At 59.8% G+C, this 23,109-nt stretch carries 18 protein-coding genes; 10 read left to right on the top strand and 8 right to left on the bottom strand.

Annotated features, from left to right (window positions below; translation table 11 throughout):
- The first annotated feature begins 16 nt into the window (after positions 1–16).
- Entirely contained in the window at positions 17–982 is a 966-nt protein-coding gene (locus GHO42_RS05855; protein ID WP_095038801.1) for an endonuclease, read from the top strand.
- 21 nt (positions 983–1,003) lie between these two features.
- On the opposite strand, the gene GHO42_RS05850 is transcribed toward GHO42_RS05855, so the two are convergent.
- The 7 genes from GHO42_RS05850 to GHO42_RS05820 all read right to left on the bottom strand — a co-directional run bounded on the left by GHO42_RS05850 (position 1,004) and on the right by GHO42_RS05820 (position 10,079).
- On the bottom strand, positions 1,004–1,615 hold the full coding sequence (locus GHO42_RS05850; protein WP_095019163.1) for a dTMP kinase: 612 nt from the start codon (positions 1,613–1,615) through the stop codon (positions 1,004–1,006).
- 119 nt (positions 1,616–1,734) lie between these two features.
- Entirely contained in the window at positions 1,735–2,925 is a 1,191-nt protein-coding gene (locus GHO42_RS05845) for an MFS transporter (RefSeq protein WP_095000228.1), read from the bottom strand.
- A 23-nt stretch (positions 2,926–2,948) separates the two neighbouring features.
- Positions 2,949–3,986, bottom strand: a complete 1,038-nt coding sequence (locus tag GHO42_RS05840) for a Rieske 2Fe-2S domain-containing protein (RefSeq protein WP_095000229.1) — start codon at positions 3,984–3,986, stop codon at positions 2,949–2,951.
- A gap of 101 nt (positions 3,987–4,087) precedes the next feature.
- Positions 4,088–5,329, bottom strand: a complete 1,242-nt coding sequence (locus tag GHO42_RS05835) for a LuxR C-terminal-related transcriptional regulator (RefSeq protein ID WP_133144618.1) — start codon at positions 5,327–5,329, stop codon at positions 4,088–4,090.
- A 136-nt stretch (positions 5,330–5,465) separates the two neighbouring features.
- Positions 5,466–7,328 carry a long-chain-acyl-CoA synthetase gene (locus tag GHO42_RS05830; RefSeq protein WP_133144617.1) on the bottom strand — a complete coding sequence of 621 codons (1,863 nt, stop codon included), beginning with the start codon at positions 7,326–7,328 and terminating at the stop codon, positions 5,466–5,468.
- Positions 7,329–7,360: 32 nt separating this feature from the next.
- A complete protein-coding gene (locus GHO42_RS05825) occupies positions 7,361–8,530 on the bottom strand; it encodes an acyl-CoA dehydrogenase family protein (RefSeq protein ID WP_095000232.1) in 1,170 nt (389 codons plus the stop codon).
- Between the two features lie 112 nt (positions 8,531–8,642).
- The gene (locus tag GHO42_RS05820) at positions 8,643–10,079 is read right to left on the bottom strand and encodes a coniferyl aldehyde dehydrogenase (RefSeq protein ID WP_095019932.1); all 1,437 of its coding nucleotides are present in this window, start codon (positions 10,077–10,079) and stop codon (positions 8,643–8,645) included.
- Positions 10,080–10,320: 241 nt separating this feature from the next.
- Between GHO42_RS05820 and GHO42_RS05815 the strand changes: the two genes are divergently transcribed.
- The 7 genes from GHO42_RS05815 (at position 10,321) to GHO42_RS05785 (ending at position 20,333) form a co-directional block, all read left to right on the top strand.
- Complete coding sequence (locus tag GHO42_RS05815; protein WP_133144616.1) at positions 10,321–11,868, top strand: efflux transporter outer membrane subunit; 1,548 nt, start codon at positions 10,321–10,323, stop codon at positions 11,866–11,868.
- 89 nt (positions 11,869–11,957) lie between these two features.
- Positions 11,958–13,070 carry an efflux RND transporter periplasmic adaptor subunit gene (locus GHO42_RS05810; protein WP_178114903.1) on the top strand — a complete coding sequence of 371 codons (1,113 nt, stop codon included), beginning with the start codon at positions 11,958–11,960 and terminating at the stop codon, positions 13,068–13,070.
- Between the two features lie 9 nt (positions 13,071–13,079).
- Positions 13,080–16,151: an efflux RND transporter permease subunit gene (locus tag GHO42_RS05805; protein ID WP_153326041.1), complete on the top strand. Its 3,072-nt coding sequence runs from the start codon at positions 13,080–13,082 to the stop codon at positions 16,149–16,151.
- A gap of 105 nt (positions 16,152–16,256) precedes the next feature.
- Complete coding sequence (locus GHO42_RS05800; RefSeq protein ID WP_095000237.1) at positions 16,257–17,642, top strand: GntP family permease; 1,386 nt, start codon at positions 16,257–16,259, stop codon at positions 17,640–17,642.
- A 29-nt stretch (positions 17,643–17,671) separates the two neighbouring features.
- Positions 17,672–19,309 (top strand): AMP-binding protein, encoded by a 1,638-nt coding sequence (locus GHO42_RS05795; protein ID WP_133144614.1) that lies wholly within the window; start codon positions 17,672–17,674, stop codon positions 19,307–19,309.
- Positions 19,306–19,752: a MaoC/PaaZ C-terminal domain-containing protein gene (locus GHO42_RS05790; protein WP_133144613.1), complete on the top strand. Its 447-nt coding sequence runs from the start codon at positions 19,306–19,308 to the stop codon at positions 19,750–19,752. Before GHO42_RS05795 ends, GHO42_RS05790 begins: the two co-directional genes overlap by 4 nt.
- 77 nt (positions 19,753–19,829) lie before the next feature.
- Positions 19,830–20,333 carry a PaaI family thioesterase gene (locus GHO42_RS05785; protein ID WP_095000239.1) on the top strand — a complete coding sequence of 168 codons (504 nt, stop codon included), beginning with the start codon at positions 19,830–19,832 and terminating at the stop codon, positions 20,331–20,333.
- A gap of 95 nt (positions 20,334–20,428) precedes the next feature.
- On the opposite strand, the gene GHO42_RS05780 is transcribed toward GHO42_RS05785, so the two are convergent.
- A complete protein-coding gene (locus GHO42_RS05780; RefSeq protein WP_133144612.1) occupies positions 20,429–20,764 on the bottom strand; it encodes an RcnB family protein in 336 nt (111 codons plus the stop codon).
- Between the two features lie 182 nt (positions 20,765–20,946).
- On the opposite strand from GHO42_RS05780, the gene GHO42_RS05775 reads away from it, so the two are divergent.
- Positions 20,947–21,720: an SDR family NAD(P)-dependent oxidoreductase gene (locus GHO42_RS05775; RefSeq protein WP_095000241.1), complete on the top strand. Its 774-nt coding sequence runs from the start codon at positions 20,947–20,949 to the stop codon at positions 21,718–21,720.
- A 34-nt stretch (positions 21,721–21,754) separates the two neighbouring features.
- Complete coding sequence (locus GHO42_RS05770; RefSeq protein WP_095019175.1) at positions 21,755–23,053, top strand: MFS transporter; 1,299 nt, start codon at positions 21,755–21,757, stop codon at positions 23,051–23,053.
- Positions 23,054–23,109: the final 56 nt, after the last annotated feature.

The following is a 23,109-nucleotide window of genomic DNA, read 5'->3' as shown; positions in this document are numbered from 1 at the left end:
TCGCTTAAGCTGTCCAATGAAAAAACTGTTTTCTGTAGTAGCGCTGACCCTCTCGGTAATTACCCCCGCCTTTTCAAGCCCTCCATCGACATTTTCCGAAGCAAAGGTCATCGCAAAGCAGAAGATCTACCTCGACCAAGCGAACAGTGCCATGGGCGAGCTGTATTGCGGCTGCAAATGGACATGGGTAGGCAAGTCGGGGGGCCGTATTGATGCGGAGTCTTGCGGCCTTCAAACCAGGAAACAACAGAGTCGCGCGCAACGCACTGAATGGGAACACATTGTTCCTGCCTGGACATTCGGTAACCAACGTCAATGCTGGAAGAACGGTGGTCGAGAACATTGTGTGGATGATGATCCCGTATTCCGGGCGATGGAAGCCGATCTGTTCAACCTCTACCCCTCTGTTGGCGAGGTGAACGGCGACCGTAGTAATTTCAACTACGGCATGGCCACCGGGGTAGCGCCGCAATATGGGCAATGCAAGACGCGGGTTGATTTCAATCAACGTGCTGCGGAGCCGCGTGACGAGGTCAAAGGCCTGGTCGCGAGGACAACTTTTTACATGTTCGACAGATATAAACTGAACATGTCTCGTCAGCAGCAACAGCTACTGATGGCCTGGGACAAGCAATATCCGGTTTCGCCCTGGGAGAAAGAGCGAGATCGCCGCATTGCAGCAATCATGGGGCACTCCAATCCTTTCGTAACCGGTGATCGTCGCTGGACGCAAGGGTACAAGACCGTCGGTGAGGGGGTAGTCGGTGCCATTCCTGCTCAACCCACTCGTGTACCCGCACAGCCGATCCTGGCGAGCGCGAGTGGCGTGAGTTCGATCATTGGTAACCGCAAAAGCCAGCTTTACCACCTCTCGATGGGGTGCCCTGGTTATGGCCAGGTGTCAGCGAAAAACCAAGTAACCTTTGACTCCGAATCTGAGGCTCAGGCAGCAGGATATCGAAAGGCAGGCAACTGCAAATAGTTGCTTTCGGTGAATACCGGGCTATCGAAGCACTCTATGGATCTGCGAAATCACCTGCATCGTTGCGTCTTCGATGGTTCCTTCATTACGGCATAAAACCCAGCCGTGATCTGCAATCGCCCGCTCGAACGCCTGGGTACAGGCAACATGTTCTTCCAGCTTATGGATCACCGTACTGTTCAGCCCTCGCGAGCGGGCCGCTGCCCTCGCCCATGAAATATCAGGGTCGGTGACAACCCCGACATGCAGGTCCGGGACTTGCACGTTTCGATCAATGTTCAACTGCAGAATCTCTGCAAACGGGATTATCCGGCGAAATGCGGCATCAGAGGGGTACCAGCGATCAATCAGGATGATGCTGTCGGGTGGCTGCTTAGCCAATACGTGCCGGGATATCCAGGTACGGCTGTCAGCAAGGCGTTCACAAACCCGCAACTCTAATTCCCGGCCGGGATTTCTGACGAGTTTGTTGACGAGGGCCATTGTTTCACCTCGATAGGGATCGCTTTTTTTCTCGCAAAGCCGGATCACCTTTTTGTTGTCTGCCCTCAGAGCTTTGGTGACGGCCTCCAGCAGTGTGGTTTTTCCAGCGCCCTTGGGCCCATCCAGAGAAACAAACAGCGCACGGTTCATTCTTCACTTAACAATTGATTCATTGATGAGCACTCTAACCTGAATAGGTACCAACGGGCCTGAAAATTACAGGCTTACAGCCGCTGCAGCCAAAGCCGCCAACCAGCAATCATCGCGTTTCACACCGCCACCACCACCCGCTCGACCGCAACACCCTCCCCATCCAAGCGTCGGGCCAGCAAACAGGTGAACGCCAGTACCGGAATCACGGCACAGGCAGCGGCTATCCACAACAGCATCGTGTAACCCTGACCCACCAGTTGCCCGGCCAGTGCCGGCCCGGCCATGGAGCTCAAGGCAAACGCGCCGGGGATCAGCATGATCGAGCGGCCACTACGGTCCAGCCGTGCAATTGCTGCTGTCTGATAAACGCAGCCCCAGGTGAAACCTACTTCCCAGATCCATGCGCCCGCGGCATACATCACAAAGCCTTCGGCATTGCCCAGCAACAACAGCCCGGTGCCCAGCACCAGCATGACGATGAGATGCGGCACGCGTACGCCCAGGCGGTCACCGACCGCGGCCAGAGTTAGTGCTGCGGCCCCTCCCAGCAGTTTCAATACGGCAAAAACGATACCCAGTTCGCCCGGTTGCAGTGCCAGGCCATGGCCCAGTCGCTCCAGGAAAGCCCACAGGCCGATTTGCCCGGCGCCGAACAGGAAGAAAAACCCCAGCGCGGCATAAGCCGCTGGCGGTAATTGAAAACGTGACAACACCGAACCATCCCGCGGTGGTGTGTCTCTTCCGATAAAGTCCTCGCGCCTGGGCAATGCCAGGGCACTGAGGCTCAGCAGCAGGATGATCGCTGCGAGCATTACTACGGCACCGGTGTAGTGGAAATACGCGATGACCAGCGAAGGCAGCGCGAATAACACGGCTGCCACCAACCCCAATTCAATGCCCAGGCGCAAGCCCAGGGCGCGCTCTTTGTTGGCCATTTCGCCCATGATACGCATGCCCAGGCAGGTCATGAGTGCGGCAAAAAAGCCAATCAGCGCCCACAACGGCAACTGCGCCGTGGCGGGCAGCCATGACGTCATCCAGTACGCTGCAGCCGCGCCAGTGGCGCAGCCCAGCGTCAGCCAGCGCCAGTTCAAACGGTCGATCAGCACGACGGCCATCAGGGTGCCCAGCAGGTAGCCGGCAAAACAAACGGCACCCAGCAGGCCGACCCGTTCGACACTGAAGCCCAGGCTGTCAACCATCGAGCCAAGCAGGATCGGCAAGGTATTGAACGGCAAGCCGCCAATGGTCGAGGCGAAGCTGGCGGCCAGCATGATCGCCATTGTCTTGCGGCCACTCATGTTCATTGCGCGTTCCTGCCCGGAGTTGATCAGCGATGGTCGACGGTGATGATTTCACTGCGCCCGGCAGTCGATGCCGGCACGCTGTCTTCGTCCATAAAGAACTGGGCGTACCAGTCGCGCAGTTGATAGACCGGACCATCACCTTCAGCCAGCACCGGTTTGTCGACCCGGATCTTGTGCTGCCAGATCACCACGTCCTGATAGAAAGCATCGCGATTACGCAGCACATAATCCTGGGCCAGCGCCCTGCTCTGCTCTTCGCTCCAGCCCGGGATCTTTTTCACCATGCAACCAAAACGCAGCTCGAAACTGTTGGCGTCGATCGGGACGTGGCAGTTGAGCAGGATCGAGTGAATTTCCATGCCCTCGAACACTGCGCGCATGCGGGTAAAATGCGTCGCCGGGCCGTAATAGGCAGACTCGGCAACCAGGTCCCCGCCCAGCCGGTCCGAGTCGCCGTGGAAAATCTGCTGGGCAATATGGCCTTCGAAAATATTCGCGAAGTACTTGGTCGGCGTGCCATGCACCGGGCCGAAGTGCTGGGCGTCCGCGAGGTTGTCGACCAGTTCCCGGGGATTGGTCTCAATGACCAGTTTGTCCATGTGCCAGTCATGCAGCCATTCATCGCTGTCCTGCTCCGGCAAATGCGGGATCACCACATTGTCTGCCGGGGCCTTGCCCTCAGGGTTGTTCCACACGAACAGCAGGTTGTTTTCTTCACAGGTCAACCAGCGGCGGGTTTTGGCCTTGGGCGGGATGCGCTTGCAATATGGAATCTCGACGCACTTGCCACTGGCGTCGTATTGCCAATGGTGAAAGGGGCACACAACCCGGTCGTTTTCCAGGGTGCCTTGTGACAGATCGGCGCCCATGTGCGGGCAATGGGCATCGATCACGCTGATCTCGCCACTGGCCGTGGCAAACGCCAGCAAGCGTGTGCCGAAAATATTCAGTGTATGGAGCTGGCCATCACGGTAGTCGGCCGCATCACCCAGGCAATGCCAGCCCCGGCCAAAGCGAGGTGCCAGAATACTGTCAACATTGATTGCAGCGAGTTTGGTCATTGTTATTGTCCTCGTGTGAAAATCCCCGATCCTATGCCCGCTGGATTTTCACCGAACCCGCTGCCGTCCTCATCCTTCGCATGGACTAACAATGCCTGCTTTCAGGCACTGTTTTGCGTCAATCCGGTTTTTTTTCTGCTGGCCTTGGCGCCGGGCAATAACGCCAGCCCTGGCTTGCCCAGGGCAACCACACTGTTGAGGATGATGCGCACCAGTTCGGTCTGGCGGCGCACACCGGTCTTCGAGAAAATCGAGCGCAGGTGTGCCCTTGCAGTATTACGACGCACATTCAACGCCTCGGCGGCTTCTTCCAGGGACAGGCCATTGGCCAGTTCCATCGCCAGGGCGGTTTCAGCCCGGGTCAGGTTGAACAGCTGCTTGGTCAGGGTTTCGCTGGCCATGGACCGTCCTGCAGCGTCGCGGATGTATACCACCACCCCTGGGGTGCCTTTGCCCTCGGCCCAGTCCTGGGTCGCAATGGCCTCGACCACCACCCCCAGGTTGATCTGCCCCGAGGGCCTGGAGACTGACATGGCTTCAGCCTGCGTGCCTTCCTGCACATTGCCGGTGTCACGGGTAAAGGCGTTGCGGACCAGGCGCTGCAGTTCGCGATTGTCGCTGGGGTAAATCGCCTCAAGGTGTCCGCCAACCAGTTTGAGGCCGTCTGCCTGCTCCAGCAGTTCGCTGGCCATCGGGTTCAGGCTCAGGACCTTGCCCTGTTGATCCAGCACAATGGTGGCCACCGACAGGCGACTGATCGCCTGCGAGTACAGCTCGGTCATCGACTCGCTGCGGTCGATCAGGTTGTGCACATGCATGGCACGGCGCAAATGCGGTATGAACATGCCACACAGGCTGCGTTCACTGGCACTGAAGTTGGGCGCGGATTTTGGCCGGGTAATGCGAAAGCGCAGCTTGCCGCCATCAGGCGTGGAAATATCGGCAGCCATGATGTGGTAGGTGTCGTGCACGGTGCCATAGGTCTTGAAGTAAGCCGAGCGGGTCCACTGTTCCTCACTCATCAGGTCGTCGACAGTGAACACCCGGTCCATTGGCGGGTTGTTGAATGGCGTGAGCGCTTGTGGGTAGGCCCAGTAACTCACCTCGCCTTCGCGCTCAATGTCACCCACTACGATCATCAGGCCCAGGTCAGGTTGCTCGGGGACGCGCAAGATCAGGATGACATAGTTGGCCTGGTACAGATTGCGCACATGGCGCAGGGTCTTGGCCATCAGCCTGGGCTCCAGCGAGCCGTCGTAAAACTCGCCGATAAGGCTGTCATACTCGGTCAGGTTCAAGCCCATGTCTGCCAGGGTCTGAACACTCAAGCCGCTATTATCCATCGCCCTCTCCTCACGGGACACCGCCTGGGCCCTGCCCGTTGTTATTGTTATGTCGTGCCTGACTGAGGTTTACCGACAGTCGCTGTAAACGGTATGCGGGGCATCGTGCAGAAGACCTGCCCCGCAGGCCGACCGGTCACTGGCTGGTGTCCCCGACAAAAGCGGCCAGGCCAATGCGCTCCAGCACCTGTGCGCTGTACGGCACATAGCTGCGGCTGCTGTCATCACGGATAAACAGCGGGTCGCTGAATGCTGCAGGGGCATAGCCCTGACGTTGCAGGTCGACCTTGCGCAACTTGAAGGTACTGGTCAGGTCAGCCGCTGCCGATACCCGTACGAACACCGGGGCGGCGTAACGCGGCAAGCGCGTTTCGGTCAATGCATAGAACGCCTGCGGGTCGAAGCGGCGGCCCGGCTGCATCAACACCGCCGCCATACCGGCGCGCCCCTCCTGCCCGGGTACTTGCACGCCATAAATGTTGATCAGCTCAAGGCCTTCGAAGTCGCCCAGCGCAGCCGCCACCTCAAGGGTGGAAACGTTTTCACTTTTCCAGCGGAAAGTGTCGCCAATGCGGTCGATAAAATACAGGTAGCCGTCCTTGTCAAAACGCAGCAGGTCACCTGAACTCCAGTAGGCATCGCCCTGGCTGAACACATTGCGACGAATCTTGCTGGCAGTCGCCTCGGCTGAGGTATAACCCTCGAAACGCCCGCCGCCGATGTCGGGATGGTTGATGATAAAACCCAGGGCCTCACCCACCTCGCCCGCCTCGCACAGCTGGTAGAAGCCATTTTCGTCCCGTGGGTGGCTGTCGGTTTCAACGTCATAGCGCACCAGGCGCAAGTTGCTCTTTTCCCAGTACGGCACACGGCCGCAAGCCCCCAGATAATTGTCGACATTGACCACATTGGTGTTGGACTCGGTGGAGCCCCAGCCTTCAAACACTTGGATCGGCCCGAAACGGCGCAGCCAGTTCTGCCAGCTTTCGCGGGTCAACCCGGCGCCGAGCATGCAGCGCAGACCGTGGTCACGTTCACCGGCCACCTCGGGCTGGTTGAGCAGATAGCGGCAGATTTCACCGATGTACTGGAACACGCTCACATGATGCTTGCGCACATCGTTCCAGAACTCACGGACACTGAATTTGCGCCGTACCACAATGGTTGCACCGGTTTTCAGCGCGGTGGACGTCACGGACGTGGCGGCTGCACCGTGATACAGCGGCAAGCAGCAGTAAAACACGTCATGGGCGGTGGTTTGCAGGGTGATTTCCATGATGTCACCGGTCGACATCCAGCGCATATGGCTATAACGCGCCGCTTTCGGCAGGCCGGTGGTGCCCGAGGTAAAGATCAGCAGGCACGGGCTCTCGGCTCTCAGGTCGGCGCGCACATCACGAGGGAATGGCATGGCGGGGGCTGTGGCCAGTGCTTGAGCCAGTCCGGTATCGACCTGTGACGGCATGGCCCCGGTCCATGGCTGCTCGGTATCCGCTACCAGCCATAAGGGCAGCGGTGGCAAGCCTTGAGTGGCAAGCACATTGCCCAGCACCTCTTCGCCGACCAGCATGGCCTTGGCATCGATCGCCTGCAGCGCGTGCACCAGTGGCCGGCCGCTGACCTGGGTATTGACGAAACCCGCCACCACGCCGAGCTTGGCCAGGGCGAACCAGCAACAGAAAAACTCCGGGCGGTTCTCCATCGCCAGGGCGCAGACATCACCCGGACGCAGGCCGCGGGCATACAGGACATGGGCCAAACGGTCGGCGCGGGCATTGATCAGGGCGAAACTGAGACGCTGTTCGCCATAAATGATAAAGGGCCGTTCGCCGTGACGCTGCGCCTGCTCTTCGAGGCGATCGGCAAGGGTGTAGCGATCGGCCGGTTTGATCCGGGCACTGGCGGCGGCCCGCAAATCGAGAATTGCCTGCGTCTGCTCCCGTGGCACAACTGCGCGTTCGGCACTGGACAGCAGGGTTGCGTTGTTGAAATCGTTCATCCTTATCTCCGATATTGGGGCCACTGCGTAACTCAGCGTTGTGTGCGCGGCATGCCCAGGCCGAACTGGGCAATCAGCTCGCGCTGGATCTCATTGGTGCCACCGCCAAAGGTCAGGTTGACCGATGCCCGCACCTCATATTCCAGCTCGCCAAGCAGATAAGCCGCTGCCGAACCGGCCCGGGTCAGGCCACTGGCACCCAGGATGGCTGACAGCTTGCGCAGGATCTCGATCGCCGACTCCGAGCCGTAGACCTTGGTGGTCGAGGCCAGTGCGACGTCCACACGGTCACGTTCAAGGTCGGCGGCAATCCGGAAATTGATCAGGCGCATGGCTTCAAGCCGGGCATAACACTCGGCCAGATCACGCTTGACCCAGGCCACATCAGTGGCGCGGTGGCCCTGCTCATCGGCGCAACGTGCCCACAGATAGACGCGGTTGAACAGGCTGACCACTTTGTCGGACCAGGCCCCCAGGCCCAGGCGTTCGTGGTTGAGCTGAGCCGTGATCAGTTTCCAGCCGCCATGCAGCTCACCCACCAGCATGTTGCGTGGCACCCGCACATTGTCGTAATAGGTGGCCGCCGTAGGGTTGCCGGAGGTCGGGATCAGGGTGCTGGAAAACCCTTGGGCACGGGTGTCGAGAATCAGGATCGAAATGCCCTTGTGACGCGCCTGCTCGGGGTCGGTACGGGCCGCCAGCCAGATGAAATCGGCCGCATCGGCGCCCGAGGTCCAGAGCTTGCTGCCATTGACCACAAAACCGTCGGCATCTTCACGGGCGGCGGTTTTCAATACCGCCAGATCGCTGCCAGCACTGGCTTCGGAGTAACCGATGGCGAAGTTGATGTCCCCGGCGGCGATCCCTGGCAGGAATTTATCCTTTTGCAACGCCGAGCCGTGGGCCATCAGCGCCGGGCCAACGGTACTGATGGTCACGAATGGCAGTGGCGCGCCGGCGATATTGGCTTCTTCAAAGAAAATCAATTGCTCGGTCGGGCCATAACCCTGCCCGCCATAGGCCTTGGGCCAGCCTACCGCCAGCCAGCCATCGCGACCGATTTGCGCGATGGTGCGGCGAAACAGCTCGCCACCTTCGGTACCGCGCATCTGCTGGCGCAGCTCGGGGGTCATCAGGTTCTGGAAATAGTCCCGGACCTTGAGTCGCAATGCATGCTGTTCAGGGGTGAGATCGACAAACATGGGGACGCGCCTCCAGACTGTTAGAAAACGTGCTTGTGTGCGGCTCACTCTAAGGCTGTCTGCGCCCCGCCGCTTCGTCTGTATGGACGAACAAAACAACCGTCTGCCAGGATCAATCCCGAGTGATCTGCGCCAGCATTGCCGCCTCGAAATGCTCGCTATAAGGCGGCAGCAAGCCCCATTCGCCGCGCGGGTCGTGGTCGGGTGCCTTGAGAACGGTGCGCAGGTGGCTGAACTCAAGGAACCCTTCACGGCCGTGGTAATGGCCCATGCCCGAGCCGCCGATACCGCCGAACGGAGCATCATGCAAGGCGGCATGCATCATCACGTCATTGAGGGTGACGCCACCGGACAAGGTGTGCTCCAGCACATGACGCTGTTCAAGGGCATCGTTGCCAAAGTAGTAGAGGGCCAGTGGCCGTGGCCGGTCATTGATATGCGCAATCACCTGGTCGACCTCGTCGTAGGGCAGCACGACCATGGCCGGGCCGAAGATCTCTTCGTGCATGATCAAGCTGTCTTGAGGCGGGTCGATAACCAGTTGCAGCGGGCGCCGACGGTTTTGCATATCGACCGCTTGCGCATAGGGCAGGCTTATCACCCGGGCACCGGCCTGACGGGCCTGGTCAACCAGATTTTCCACCCGGGCCAGATGTTGTGGGTTGACCACGGCAACTACATCCGGGTTGTCGCTTACCTCGGGGATGAACCCGCGGTAAGCGCCAGCAAAGGCATTGATAAACGCCTCAAGCTGCTCACGGGCAACGTAGACCAGGTCCGGGTTGATGCAGACCTGACCGCTGTTGGTGGTCTTGGACAGAGCAATGCGAAAGGCCGCCGTGGCCAGATCCGCGCTGCGGGCAACGATCACTGGCGATTTACCGCCCAGTTCCAGTGTCACCGGCACCAGGTTTTGCGCTGCATTACCCATCACCGAGCGGGCCACGGCGGTACTGCCGGTAAACACCAGGTGATCAAAGGGTTGCGCAGTAAAAGCCTGGGCCAGGTCGGCGCCGCCGGTGACCACCCCCACTTCCAGCGGGTCGAACAGTTCGGCAAACAGCCTGGCAACCAGCGCGGCAGTGCGCGGTACCACCTCCGAGGGCTTGAGGATCGCCCGGTTACCTGCCGCCAGCGCCGAAGCCAGCGGGCTGAGCAGTGTGTACAGCGGCGCGTTCCAGGTCCCCAGAATGCCCACGGTGCCCTTGGGCTGGTACATCACCCATGCCTGGGCACCGAGCTGATCATAGGGGCTGAAGACCTGTCGCGGTTCATCCTGCATCCAGCTTTCGAGGTGGTCCCGGGCGTGCTTGAGCGAGCCCAGTGCCCCCAGCACATCGTTCATCAATGAGAACCCCCGGGGGCGACCGCCAAAGTCGGCATCCATCGCCTCGGCCAGCGCCAGGTGGTGGTCCACCAGTATGTCGATTACCCGCTGGATTCGCGCCCGGCGCTGCGCAGCGCTGACTGCGCCCTGAGCGTTGAACGCGGCTTTCTGCTCAAGCAACAGGGCTGCCAGACCATCAGCGCAAGAAATTGCACAACTCATTGATGCCTCCTCAACTGAACAAGGGCCCGCACAACACCCTGAGCGAAAGCTAGCCCGATCCTGCGTGCAAGCGCCTCGTCCAAGTGGACGAGTAAGCCAGAGTGCCCCCGTAACCTGTACACCCCGCCGAGGGCGAAGGTTTCCTCTGGTTGCGGTTGTCCCGCGCTTGGATTAACGTTCAGTCCAACTGCCAACGTGACTTGAATCCCGTCACTACCTGCCCTTTCAGGAGGGCTGTCGGATGCAACGGTGCTTGCCGCTGAGTCTGCTGTTCATTGCCCTCGCAGGTTGTACCCTGGGGCCTGACTTTGTTCGTCCCGAAGTCGCTGCGGATGCCGGTTACTCCACGCACAACCTCACGACCACCGCCCGGGCCGATATCGACGCTGGCGGCGCTGCGCAACGCCTGATTGCCGGCATGGATATACCCGGGCAATGGTGGACAGTGTTCCGCTCGCCGGAATTGAACGCCCTGGTGGAAGAGGCCTTGCGCGCCAACCCGGATATCAGCGCCGCGCAAGCAGCATTGCGCCAGGCCAATGAGCAGGTGTATGTCGATCAGGCTTCCTTGTTTCCCGTCCTGAACGGCAATTTGTCGAAAACCCGCCAGAAAGTCTCCGGGACCACATCCGGTACGGCGTCGTCGCCGATTCTCACACTCAGCTCCGCGTCACTGAGCGTGTCCTATGCGCCGGATGTCTTCGGCGGTACGCGGCGGCAGATCGAGTCGTCCACGGCGCAAGCCGAGTACCAGCGTTTTCAGCTTGAGGCCACCTACCTCACGCTATCCACCAATGTGGTCAATACCGCCGTCAGCCTGGCGTCCCTGCGCGATCAGATTGCGGCGACCGGGCAAATCATCCAGCTACAGAGCGACCAGCTCGACCTGCTGCAGGCGCAGCGGCGCCTCGGTGCCATTGCCGATACCGATGTATTGACCCAGCAAACTGCCCTGGCGCAAACCCGCGCTACTCTGGCGCCCTTGCAAAAGCAGTTGGCGCAAACCCGGAACCAGTTGATGGCCTACCTGGGCAGGTTCCCCAATCAGGACAAGGGCGAGCGTTTCAACCTGGCGTCCCTGCATCTGCCGCAAGAATTGCCAGTGAGTCTGCCCTCGGCAATCGTCGAACAGCGTCCGGATGTGCGCTCCGCTCAGGCGCAACTGCATGAGGCCAGTGCCAATATTGGCGTGGCGGTGGCCAATCAGTTGCCACAGTTCAGCATTACCGGTTCATTGGGTTCCACGGTAGCCAGCGGCAGCACGCTGTTTTCCGCAGGCTCGGGTGTATGGAGCCTGGCCGGGGCAATTGCCCAACCGCTGTTCGATGCCGGTGCGCTTGAACACCGAAAACGGGCGGCGGTTGCGGCGTATGACCAGTCGGCGGCGCAGTACCGCGGTACGGTGCTTGCCGCATTCCAGGATGTGGCCAACGCGCTCAGGGCGCTGGAGGCCGATGCCGAGGCGCTCAAGCAGCAAGTGGCTGCGGAGCAGTCCGCCCAGGCCAGCCTTGCCCTGGTGCAGGCGCAGTATCGCCTGGGAGCGGTGGCTTATATCAACTTGCTCACGGCGCAGCAAACCTACCAGAACACCGTGCTCACCCGGGTCCAGGCCCAGGCCGTGCGCTACAGCGATACCGCAGCGCTGTTCCAGGCTCTGGGCGGCGGCTGGTGGAACCGCAGCGACCCTGACCCCCAGGGCCGCCCTGACCGATTCGGCTTGCCGACCTGGCAAGAACTCATGCCGAGTCACAACAAGACCGCGCCCGCCAAACCCACGCGGCTCGACTGAATACCATTGAAACAGCGAGAACAACCATGGCTGACGTCAACAACGACTCACTCGCGCAACCCACTGCAAGGCGCAGGCTGTGGCGGCCGATGCTTATCATGATCGGGGTGGTGCTGGTGATTGTCGCGATCATTGCCGGGGTCAAGTTCGCGCAGATCTCAGCCATGATTGCCCAGGCAAAGCAGCCCTTGCCCGCCGCCGTCGTCACCGCCATGCAAGTACCGTTCGACGACTGGCAGCCGACGGTGACCGCCGTGGGCTCGATAAAAGCCGTGCGCGGGGTCGATGTGACCACCGAAGCGGGTGGCATTGTGCGCAGCATCGGTTTTACACCGGGCCAGGAAGTGGCAGCACAGGCGCTGCTGGTTCAATTGAATGCTGATTCGGACATCGCCCTGCTCCATTCGCTGGAAGCCACGGCGGACCTGGCCGCCATCGTCCTCAAGCGTGACCGCGCACAACTGGCGGTCAACGCCGTGTCCCAGGCGCAAGTGGACACCGACAACGCAGACCTCAAAGCCAAACTGGCCGCCGCAGAACAGCAGCGGGCGCTGGTGGCGCAAAAAACCATTCGTGCGCCCTTTGCCGGGCGTATAGGCATTACTGCTGTCAACCCCGGGCAATACCTCAACCCCGGTGACAAAATCGCCACGTTGCAAACCTTCGACCCCATCTATATCGACTTCAACGTGCCCCAGACCCAACTGGAAGCCATTGCTGTCGGCCAAAAAGTATCGGTGACCGACGACGGCCTCTCCAACCAGACATTCACGGGGCGCGTCAGCACCATAGACACCCGCTTCGACCCGACCACGCGTAACGTCACGGTCGAAGCCAGCGTTGCCAACCCCGGGAAAAACCTGGTGCCCGGCATGTTTGCCCGCGCAGTTGTCGACTCGGGGGCGGTGCTGCGCTACCTGACCGTGCCACAGACAGCCGTCACCTATAACCCCTACGGCACCACCGTTTTTATCGCGCTGTCGAGCAAGAACGACAAGGGTGAAGACGTTCTCACGGCGCAACAGACCTTTATCAAGACCGGACCGACCCGTGGCGATCAGGTCGCCATCCTGTCCGGTGTGAAGGAAGGCGACCTGTTGATCACCAGTGGTCAGATGAAACTCAAAAATGGCTCGCCGGTGCAGATCGACAACAGTGCTGCGCCGCTCAACGATGCGGCGCCAACGCCTCAAGAACATTAAAGGTGACCCATGAAGCTCACCGATACCTTTATCCAGCGCCCGGTCTGGGCCGTAGTGGTTTCGCTGTTTATCCTGATCCTGGGGCTACGTTCGATCTTCGAATTGCCGGTCAACCAATGGCCGCGAACCGAAAATGCGGTGGTCACTATTACTACCGCCTACTACGGCGCCGATGCAGCCACAGTTGCCGGGTTTATCACCCAGCCACTGGAGTCGGCGATCGCCCAGGCCCAGGGCATCGATTATCTGTCTTCGTCGAGTATTACCGGGGTCTCGACCATTACCGCCACGCTGCGGCTGAACTTCGACGCCAGCAAGGCCCTGACCGAGATCAACACCCAGGTCAACTCGGTCAAGAACCAGCTACCGGCCCAGGCCCAGGAACCGGTGCTGTCGGTTGCGGTGGGGCAAACCACGGATGCCATGTACCTGGGGTTCTACAGCGACACCCTGCCCACCAATAACATCACCGATTATCTGGTGCGGGTGGTCAAACCCAAGCTCGACTCGATCCAGGGCGTGCAAACCGCAGAAATCCTCGGTGGGCGCCAGTTCGCCCTGCGTGCCTGGCTGGACCCGGACAAACTGGCGGCCCATAACGTCACCGCCCAGGACGTAGTCGCGGCGCTGGCCAACAACAACTACCTGTCTGCCGTGGGTTCAACCCGCGGGCAAATGGTCACGGTAGACCTGACGGCCGGAACCGACTTGCACACGGTGGATGAATTCAAGCGGCTGGTGATCAAGAACAACGACGATGCCCTGGTGTACCTGGAAGATGTCGCCACTGTGACCCTGGGTGCAGAAAGCTACGACAGCAGCGTGGCGTTTTCCGGCAAACGTTCGGTGTTTGTCGGTATCAAAGCCGCGCCCAATGCCAATATCCTCAGCGTTGCCAGCAGCGTGCGCGACGCCTTCCCCGAACTGCAAGCGCAATTGCCTGCAGGCGTGCGCGGCGAAATCGTTTATGACTCCACAGCGTTCATCAATACTTCGATTGTCGAGGTGGTCAAGACCCTGGTGGAAGCAATGGTCATAGTGTCGGTGGTCATCTACCTGTTCCTCGGCTCATTCCGCGCGGTGATAGTGCCACTGGTGGCGATACCGCTGTCGCTGGTCGGCACCTTCTTTGTCATGTATCTGCTGGGTTACTCGATCAACCTGCTGACCTTGCTTGCATTGGTTCTGGCCATTGGTCTGGTGGTGGACGACGCGATTATCGTGGTGGAAAACGTCGACCGGCATATCAAGGAACAAGGCAAAAGTGTATTTGAAGCCGCGTTGATGGCGGCGCGTGAACTGGGCGGCCCGATCATCGCGATGACGGTGGTGCTGATTGCCGCCTATGTGCCGATCGGGCTGCGCAGCGGCTTGACGGGGGCACTGTTCAAGGAGTTGTTCAAGGAGTTCTGTTTTTCCCTGGCCGGTGCGGTAACGGTATCGGCAGTGGTGGCCATGACGCTGTCACCGATGATGACCTCCCGGCTGTTGCAACCCGGGCAGGATGAAGGTCGCTTCGCGCGCCGGCTCGATCAGTGTTTTGACTGGCTGCGCGGGCGTTACCATCGCGTTTTGTCAGCCGGTCTGGATATCTGGCCGGTGCTGGTGACCTTTGGCTTTGTCCTGTTTGTACTGGTCGCCGCCAGTGGCATGACCGCCAAAAGCGAACTGTCACCGACCGAAGACCAAGGGCTGGTATTCATGATGATCAAAGGCCCGCCGACAGCTGCACCGCAACAGATGGAGCGCATTGCCGACCAGGCGTTTCAGATCGCCAGCAAGGAGCCTGAATACGCGCAGATGTTCCAGCTGACCGGGCTGCCCGCCCTCAATCAGGGCCTGGGCGGGGTCTTGCTCAAGCCCTGGAGCGAACGCACACGCTCCCAGGCTGAGCTGATCTTCGATCTTCAGCAAAAATGGAATCAGGTGCCGGGGGCCACCGTCGCTGCCTTCCCATTGCCTTCGTTACCGGGCGCCCAGGGATTGCCGGTGCAGTTTGTGATCACCACCACCGACTCGGTAGAAAGCCTCAATGAAGTGGCTCAGGCCGTGATGGCCGAAGCCCAGAAGCAACAGCTGTTCTGGTTTGCCGACATGGACCTGAAACTGGACAAACCGCAGGCCAGACTGGTGGTCGACCGGGAAAAAATTGCCGCACTGGGCATGACCCAGGCAGATGTCGGCGCAGCCCTGTCAGCTGCATTGGGTGGCAACTACGTCAATTACTTCTCGACCGCCGGACGCTCATACAAAGTCATCCCGCAAGTACTGCAGGTTGACCGGCTCAACCCCGAGCAGATTCTCGATTACTACATCCGTACGCCCGCCGGTGTGATGATCCCGGCGCGCACGGTGGCGCATATCGAGACCTCGACACAACCCGAGTCGATCAATCACTTCCAGCAGTTGAACTCGGCGACCCTCTCGGGCGTCAGCGGTGTGGCCCAGGGCGAGTTGCTGGCCAGGCTCAACACTATCCTGAACGATATTGCGCCCTCGGGTTACACCTCGGACTTTTCCGGCGAATCGCGTCAGTTCATGCAAGAGTCCGGCGGCTTTGTCGGCTTGCTGCTGTTCTCGATATTAATCGTCTACCTGGCCCTGGCCTTCCAGTTCGAAAGCTTCCGCGATCCGGTGGTCATTCTGTTCTCGGTGCCGCCGGCACTGTTTGGTGCGCTGGCCTTTATTACCATGGGCTTTGCCTCGATCAATGTGTACACCCAGGTGGGCCTGGTGACGCTGCTGGGGCTGATCACCAAGCACGGGATCCTGATCGTGCAATTTGCCAATGAACTGCAACGCGCAGGCCGCAGCAAGCGTGAGGCCATTGAGGAAGCCGCCGGCGTGCGTCTGCGGCCGATCCTGATGACCACGGCCGCGATGGTACTGGGCGTGGTGCCGCTGGTCTGGGCTTCCGGTGCCGGGGCTGCAGGGCGCCATGACATGGGGCTGGTGATCTTCGCCGGGCTGTCTATCGGCACCCTGCTGACGCTGTTCATGGTGCCGGCGATGTATATGTTTATCGGTTCCAGCCATCACCTCCAGGCTGCACGACCCTCGACAGATCCGCGCGGCGGATGAATACAGGGAGCAAGGTTGACAGGGTCGCATACGTGCTCTAGGTTGACGCAAACGTAAACGTAAGCACAAAAACAAGCCAAAACAATAATTATAAGAGAGCCACCCATGAGCACGATGGCGATACTGATATCCCTTCTGTTGTTGATGTTTTTCGCCTACCGGGGCGTGACGGTTTTGATCCTGGCGCCGTTGATGGCCGCGCTGGCCGTTCTTCTCAGCGGGGCAGCCGCAGATATCATGCCCACCTTTACCCAGCTGTTCATGAAGGAGCTGGGGCTCTATGTGATCAAGTTTTTCCCCCTGTTCATACTCGGTGCCCTGTTCGGCAAGCTGGTCGCCGACTCCGGAGCAGCGCATACCATCGCTGACTGGTTTATGCGCAAACTCGGCCATCGCCATGCAATTCTCACCGTAGTGCTGGCCTGTGCGCTGTTGACCTACGGTGGCGTATCGCTGTTTGTGGTGGCCTTTGCCGTATACCCGATCGGGGCGGCAATTTTTCGTGAGTCCGGCACGCCAAAACGCTATATGCCAGCGGCCATCGCGCTGGGGGCCTTTACCTTCACCATGACCGCGCTGCCTGGCGCACCGTCGATACAGAACTCGATTCCCACGGCTTATCTGGGCACCACCACCTTCGCCGCCCCGGGCCTGGGCATCATCGCGTCGATCGTCATGCTGTGGATGGGCAGCTGGATGCTGCAATCGCGAGCCCGCAAGGCCATGGCCAAGGGTGAAGGCTACGGCCCCCATGACGACGAAATTGCGTCGAATGCCAGCATAAAAAAACCCGGACTGCTCGTAGCCCTGCTGCCGATAATCGTGGTGATCGGCCTGAACGCGGCGTTCAGCTACTGGATCCTGCCTGCCCTGGACCTCAGCGTTTTGCGTGAAGAGCGCTTTGGCAATATCGACCCGGTGAGCGTCATAGGGCTGTGGTCCGTGCTGTTGGCCCTGATGTGCGCAATCGTATTTGTGATCCTGCTCAACTGGCGCCGCTGGGACAACCTGACGGTCACCCTCAACAAGGGCACCATCGGCGCCCTGCTGCCGATCTTCAACACAGCTTCGGAAGTGGCCTATGGCGCGGTGATCGCCGGTATGGCCGGATTTGCGCTGATCAAGGACACCATCCTCAATGTATCGCCGGAGCATCCGCTGATTTCGGCCGTGCTCAGCATGAACGTGCTGGCAGGCATTACCGGCTCCTCGTCCGGAGGCCTGAGCATCGCCTTCCGCACCCTGGGCGCGGACTATCTGCGCATGATCGAAGCCGCGGGCATCAGCCCCGACCTGTTTCACCGGGTCGCTACCATTGCTGCCGGCGGCCTGGACACCCTGCCCCACTCGGGCGCGGTGATCACCTTACTGGCAATTTGTAACCTTACGCACCGCCAGTCCTACCCGCAAATTTTCATGATGACGACCGTTGTGCCCATGACCGCCTTGCTGGTGGTCATGGTGCTGGGTTCAACGTTCGGCAGCTTCTGACCATGGCGCATAACAACAAGGACTCGACCATGAACACGGCACCTCTCTCTCCCAGCGACCCGCAACGGGATGCTTCGCAGCGTTTCAATATTGCCCGGGCTTGCTGTGACCGCTGGGCTGACGACCCCGAACGCATTGCGATCATCCAGAAAAATGCCGATGGCACGGTTCAATACCACAGCTTTTTGGCCTTGCAACAACAGGCCAACCGCCTGGCCAACAGTTTGCGCGCACAAGGTATCAACGCAGGTGACAGGGTCGGGATCATGCTCCCTCAAGGCCTGGAGGCCGGCACCGCCCATATCGCGCTGTACAAGCTGGGCGCCATTGCGGTTCCGCTGTTCAAGCTGTTCGGTGCGGACGCCATCGAACATCGCGCTTCGAACTGTTCAATGCGTGCGCTGATCACCGACGCCAGCGGCCTGCAGAAGATCGACGGAATTCGTGCCGGCCTTGCCCACTTACATCTGTGCTACGTTATCGATGCACCCGCGCATCGTAATGACGTGCTTGATTACCATGAGCAACTGCAGTGCCACAGTGACCAGTTCGAGACCCTCGATACGGCGGCCGAGGATCCGGCACTGATCATCTACACCTCCGGCACCACCGGCCATCCTAAAGGCGCTTTGCATGCCCATCGCGTGTTGCTCGGGCATTTGCCCGGCGTGCGCAATTCACACGACGACTTCCCCCAGCCCGGTGACCGGATGTGGACCCCGGCAGACTGGGCATGGATTGGCGGGTTGCTCGATGTGCTGCTACCTGCCTGGTATCACGGCGTGCCGGTGGTGGCCCACCGCGCTGACAAGTTTGTACCTGAAGACGTATTTGCCCTGATTGAAGCATTGCAGATTAAAAATGTCTTCTTCCCGCCCACCGCCCTCAAGCTGTTACGCCCTGTCGAAAACCCGCAACAGCGCTGGCATCTCGCGCTGCGGTCGGTTGCCAGTGGTGGCGAGTCACTGGGTGATGAACTGTTGGCCTGGGGCGACCAGGCGCTGGGCGTGCGCATCAATGAATTTTATGGCCAGACCGAATGCAATCTGGTGGTGTCCTCCTGCGCCAGCCAGGGGATCTACCGCCCCCATGCCATTGGCCGCGCGGTCGAGGGGTTTGACGTGGCCATCGTCGACGACTATGGCGTGCCCGTGCCCACAGGTGGTTCAGGGCATATTGCCGTGGCCACGCCCAACGGCAGCCAGATGCTGCGCTATTGGGAAAACAGCCAGGCCACTGCCGAGAAATACCTCAACGGCTGGCTGGTGACGGGCGACAAGGGCTCGATGGATGAGGATGGCTATATCTTCTTCCTTGGACGCAACGATGACGTCATCACCAGCGCAGGCTATCGCATCGGACCGACCCCCATCGAAGACTGCCTGATCAAGCATCCGGCGGTGAAAATGGCGGCGGCTATCGGGAAGAAAGATCCGATTCGTACCGAGGTGGTCAAGGCGTTTGTCGTCCTCAACCACGGCTACGCCGCCAGCAACAACACCATACGCGAGCTGCAGGCGCATGTTCGCGCACAACTGGCCGCCCATGAGTACCCCCGTGAAATTGAATTCCTCGACGAACTGCCCATGACCACGACGGGCAAAATCATTCGCAAGGCCCTGCGCGAACTGGAAGAACAACGTACTGCGATGGAGCTGCAAGCATGAATTTTCTAGGAAAGGCTTTCGACGAAATTACCCGGGGCGAAACGTTTGGCCAGTCGCTGACCATCGATGCGTCACACATCAGCCGTGCCTGCGGCATGTTTGGTGACTTCAACCCGTTGCACAGCGATGCCCAATTTTGTGCCAGCAGCCGTTTCGGTCGACCGATCCTGCATGGGCCAATGAGCAGCGCCTTCATGTCTGCTTCCATCGGCATGTACTTCTACGGCACCGCCGTGGCCTACCTTGAGCATAACTGCCGGTTTATCGCTCCGGTGTTTGCAGGCGACACCCTGAGTGTCGAATGGACCATTACCGAAACCCTCGACAAACCCCGCAGCAATGGCGGTATTGCGGTACTCAGCGGCTATTGCAGCAACCAGAGCGGCGAGCAGATTGCCGAGGCCAGCGGCAAGATTTTGCTCAGCAATCGGACGCCGGTTTAGACCTTTTCCAACAGCCCGGCTGGCTGTGAACATTGCCCGCCACGACAAGTCGGCGGGTCCTTGAGGATGAATATGATATGTCCCGGCTAACGACCTCTCTGCAAGACACCGCAGCCCCCGATGGAGTCTGTTATGGCTGCGGCAGCCACAACCCTCACGGCTTGCATATCAAGAGTTACTGGCACGCAGACGGTGTGCATGTGATCGCCGAACACCTGCCGGACCCCAAATATTGCGGTTGGCCCGAACTGGTATACGGCGGCATGATCGCCATGCTGGTGGACTGCCATTCGAACTGGACGGCCATGGCTTATCACTACCGCATGGAGCAGCGCGATGCGGCCAGCCTGCCGCGGATCAATTGCGTCACGGGCAACCTGGGAATCAAATTTATCAAACCGACGCCCATGGGCGTGCCGCTGACCTTGCGGGCCCGGGTGGAAGGCGACGTGGGGCGTAAAACGCGGATTATATGCGAGGTCTATGCCGGGGATGTGCTGACGGCGGTGGGCGATTCGATTTTCGTACGGGTCGACACCGGGCAACTGGCCACGGCAGCCCATGGCCGCGCTGCGGGTTAAAGCTGATCGGCGTGACATCATCGCGAGCAAGCTCGCTCCCACCCTGATTGCCAGCAGCGCAATCGGTGGGAGCTGACTGGTCCGGGATCCAGCCGTTATTTACTCAGGACTCTGGCGTCTTTGGTGCGGATCTCCTTGATCACCGCATTGACGCGATTGACCAGCACATAGTGGCCGCTGATTTGCACCCACTGTTCATGTTCATCAGGTTTTGGCAGGCCCCGGGCGTGCCAGTCCTTGATCGCCTCCGCGTCCCGGATGAATTGATCAGGCGCCTTGTCGCCGTTGCCATAGCAACTGCTCAGGTCCATGGACTCAGCCAGTATCTGCCCCGGCTTGCAGTCCCCGGGTTTGTCGTCATCAGCCTGTGCTGCGTAAGGCATGGCGCACAAAAGACCGGCCATTATTGATGCAGAAACCAAGCTGCGCATGTTCACCTCAACGTATGGGAGTACAGGCTTTATGGACAAGCCCTCACTGCAGTACGTTCCAATATCTTAATCAAGAATATTGATCACGAGATCAGCAATGACGATTGGACTGCACTTATAGCTTGAGGTGAAGTAACCACAAGGCCGCTGAAAATAATAAACGGCCATTTGTGGAGAACAGCATGTCATTCAATATCAACAGCTTCAAGCTTGAGGGGCGTCGGGCCCTGATCACCGGATCAGGCCAGGGTATCGGGCTTGAACTGGCCCGCGGCCTGGGCGCAGCTGGCGCAACGGTGGTGATCAACACTCGCAATATCGATAAATCTCGTGCCGTGGCCGCTCAACTGCGCGACGAAGGGCTGAAGGCTGAATCCGTGGCCTTCGATGTGACCGACCGCGAGCAATTGCTAGCCGCGATCAACACCTTTGAGAGCGATGTCGGGGCCATCGATATTCTGGTCAACAACGCCGGCATCCAGCGTCGTGCGCCACTGGAGGACTTCAGCGCCAGCGACTGGCACGACGTGATGCGCACCAACCTGGACGGTGTGTTCCATGTTTCCCAAGCTGTTGCGCGGCACATGATCGCCCGCGGTCGCGGCAAGATCATCAATATCTGCTCGGTGCAAAGCCAGCTGGCACGCCCGACCATCGCCCCTTATGCCGCCTCCAAAGGCGCAGTGAAGATGCTCACCAAAGGCATGTGCGCCGAGTGGGCACGGCATGGCATCCAGGCCAATGGCCTGGCCCCGGGCTATTTTGCCACCGAAATGAATCGCGCCTTGGTCGATAACCAGGAGTTTTCCGAGTGGCTGTGCAAGCGCACCCCGGCTGGCCGCTGGGGCCGGGTTGATGAGCTGTGCGGAGCCGCGGTGTTCCTGGCTTCGCCGGCTTCGGACTTTATCAACGGGCAAACCCTGTTTGTGGACGGGGGCCTGACCAGCGTTGTTTGACCCGCACCTGAAAAACAATAACAAGGAACACCCCATGAGCACGCTTAAAGAACCAGCACTGCCCTTGAGCGAGATCGGCAGTGCGCAGGTCAAGACCCAGGGCTTCGCGACCAAACGCTGGCTGTATCTGATCCCGCTGATATTCATTACTTACAGCCTGGCCTACCTGGACCGGGCCAACTACGGCTTTGCCAGTGCGGCGGGCATCGAGCAGGACCTGGGCATCACCAAGGGCATGTCCTCGCTGATCGGTGCGCTGTTTTTTCTCGGTTACTTTTTCTTCCAGGTACCGGGGGCGATCTACGCGCAGAAGTACAGCGTGCGCAAACTGGTGTTCTGGAGCCTGATCCTGTGGGGCTTTTGCGCCATGGCCACGGGGTTGGTGACCAATATCCCGATGCTGATGTTTATTCGGGTTTCCCTGGGCATTGTCGAAGCGGCCGTGATGCCGGCCATGCTGATTTTCATCAGCAACTGGTTCACCCGCAAAGAGCGCTCGCGGGCCAATACCTTCCTGGTGCTGGGCAACCCGGTGACCGTATTGTGGATGTCGGTACTGTCCGGCTACCTGATCCAGGCCTGGGGCTGGCGCGAAATGTTCATCATTGAAGGCGCGCCAGCGGTGCTCTGGGCCTTCGTCTGGTGGCGCATGGCGCGAGACAGGCCTGAACAGGTGAACTGGTTGACGCCACAGGAAAAAGCCCGACTGGCGGCGACCCTGGCTGATGAACAGAAAGGCATGCAACAAGTGCGCAATTACCGTCAGGCGTTTACCAGCCCTGTGGTGATCCAGTTGTGCTGTGTGCATGCGCTGTGGAGCATTGGCGTGTACGGTTTTATCATGTGGCTGCCGAGCATTATCAAACAGGCAGCGGCGGCGGACATCGTGACAGTTGGCTGGCTAAGCGCAGTTCCTTATGTCGCAGCGGTAGCGACGATGCTGGCTGTGTCCTGGGCTTCGGACAAAACCCAGCAGCGCAAACCCTTCATCTGGCCGCTGCTGGCCTTGGGGGCGCTGGCCTTCTTCTGCTCGTTCCTGCTCGGGTCTTCACATTTCTGGTTGTCGTTTGCTTTGCTGACTATTGCCGGTGCTGCACTTTACGCACCTTATGGGCCTTTTTTCGCACTGATACCGGAGATTATTCCTTCGAACGTGTTCGGCGGAGCCATTGGCCTGATCAATGCCTGTGGCGCCCTGGGGGCCTTTGTCGGCTCCTGGATCGTGGGCTACCTGATCGGCCTTACCGGCAATCCGGGGGCGGCGTATATCTTTATGACGGCCGGGGTGCTGTCTTCGGCATTGCTGATGGCCTGGGTGAAAGTGCTGCGCTAGACATATCCAGCTTTGAGAGTGTTTCTCAAAGGGGTGACAGCGAAACAGGGAATGTT

The organism is Pseudomonas sp. FSL R10-0056, assembly GCF_009600105.1.
GTDB classification, from domain to species: domain Bacteria; phylum Pseudomonadota; class Gammaproteobacteria; order Pseudomonadales; family Pseudomonadaceae; genus Aquipseudomonas; species Aquipseudomonas bubulae.
Note: the sequence above shows the minus strand (reverse complement) of the source record. Positions and strands in the feature narration are given on the sequence as shown.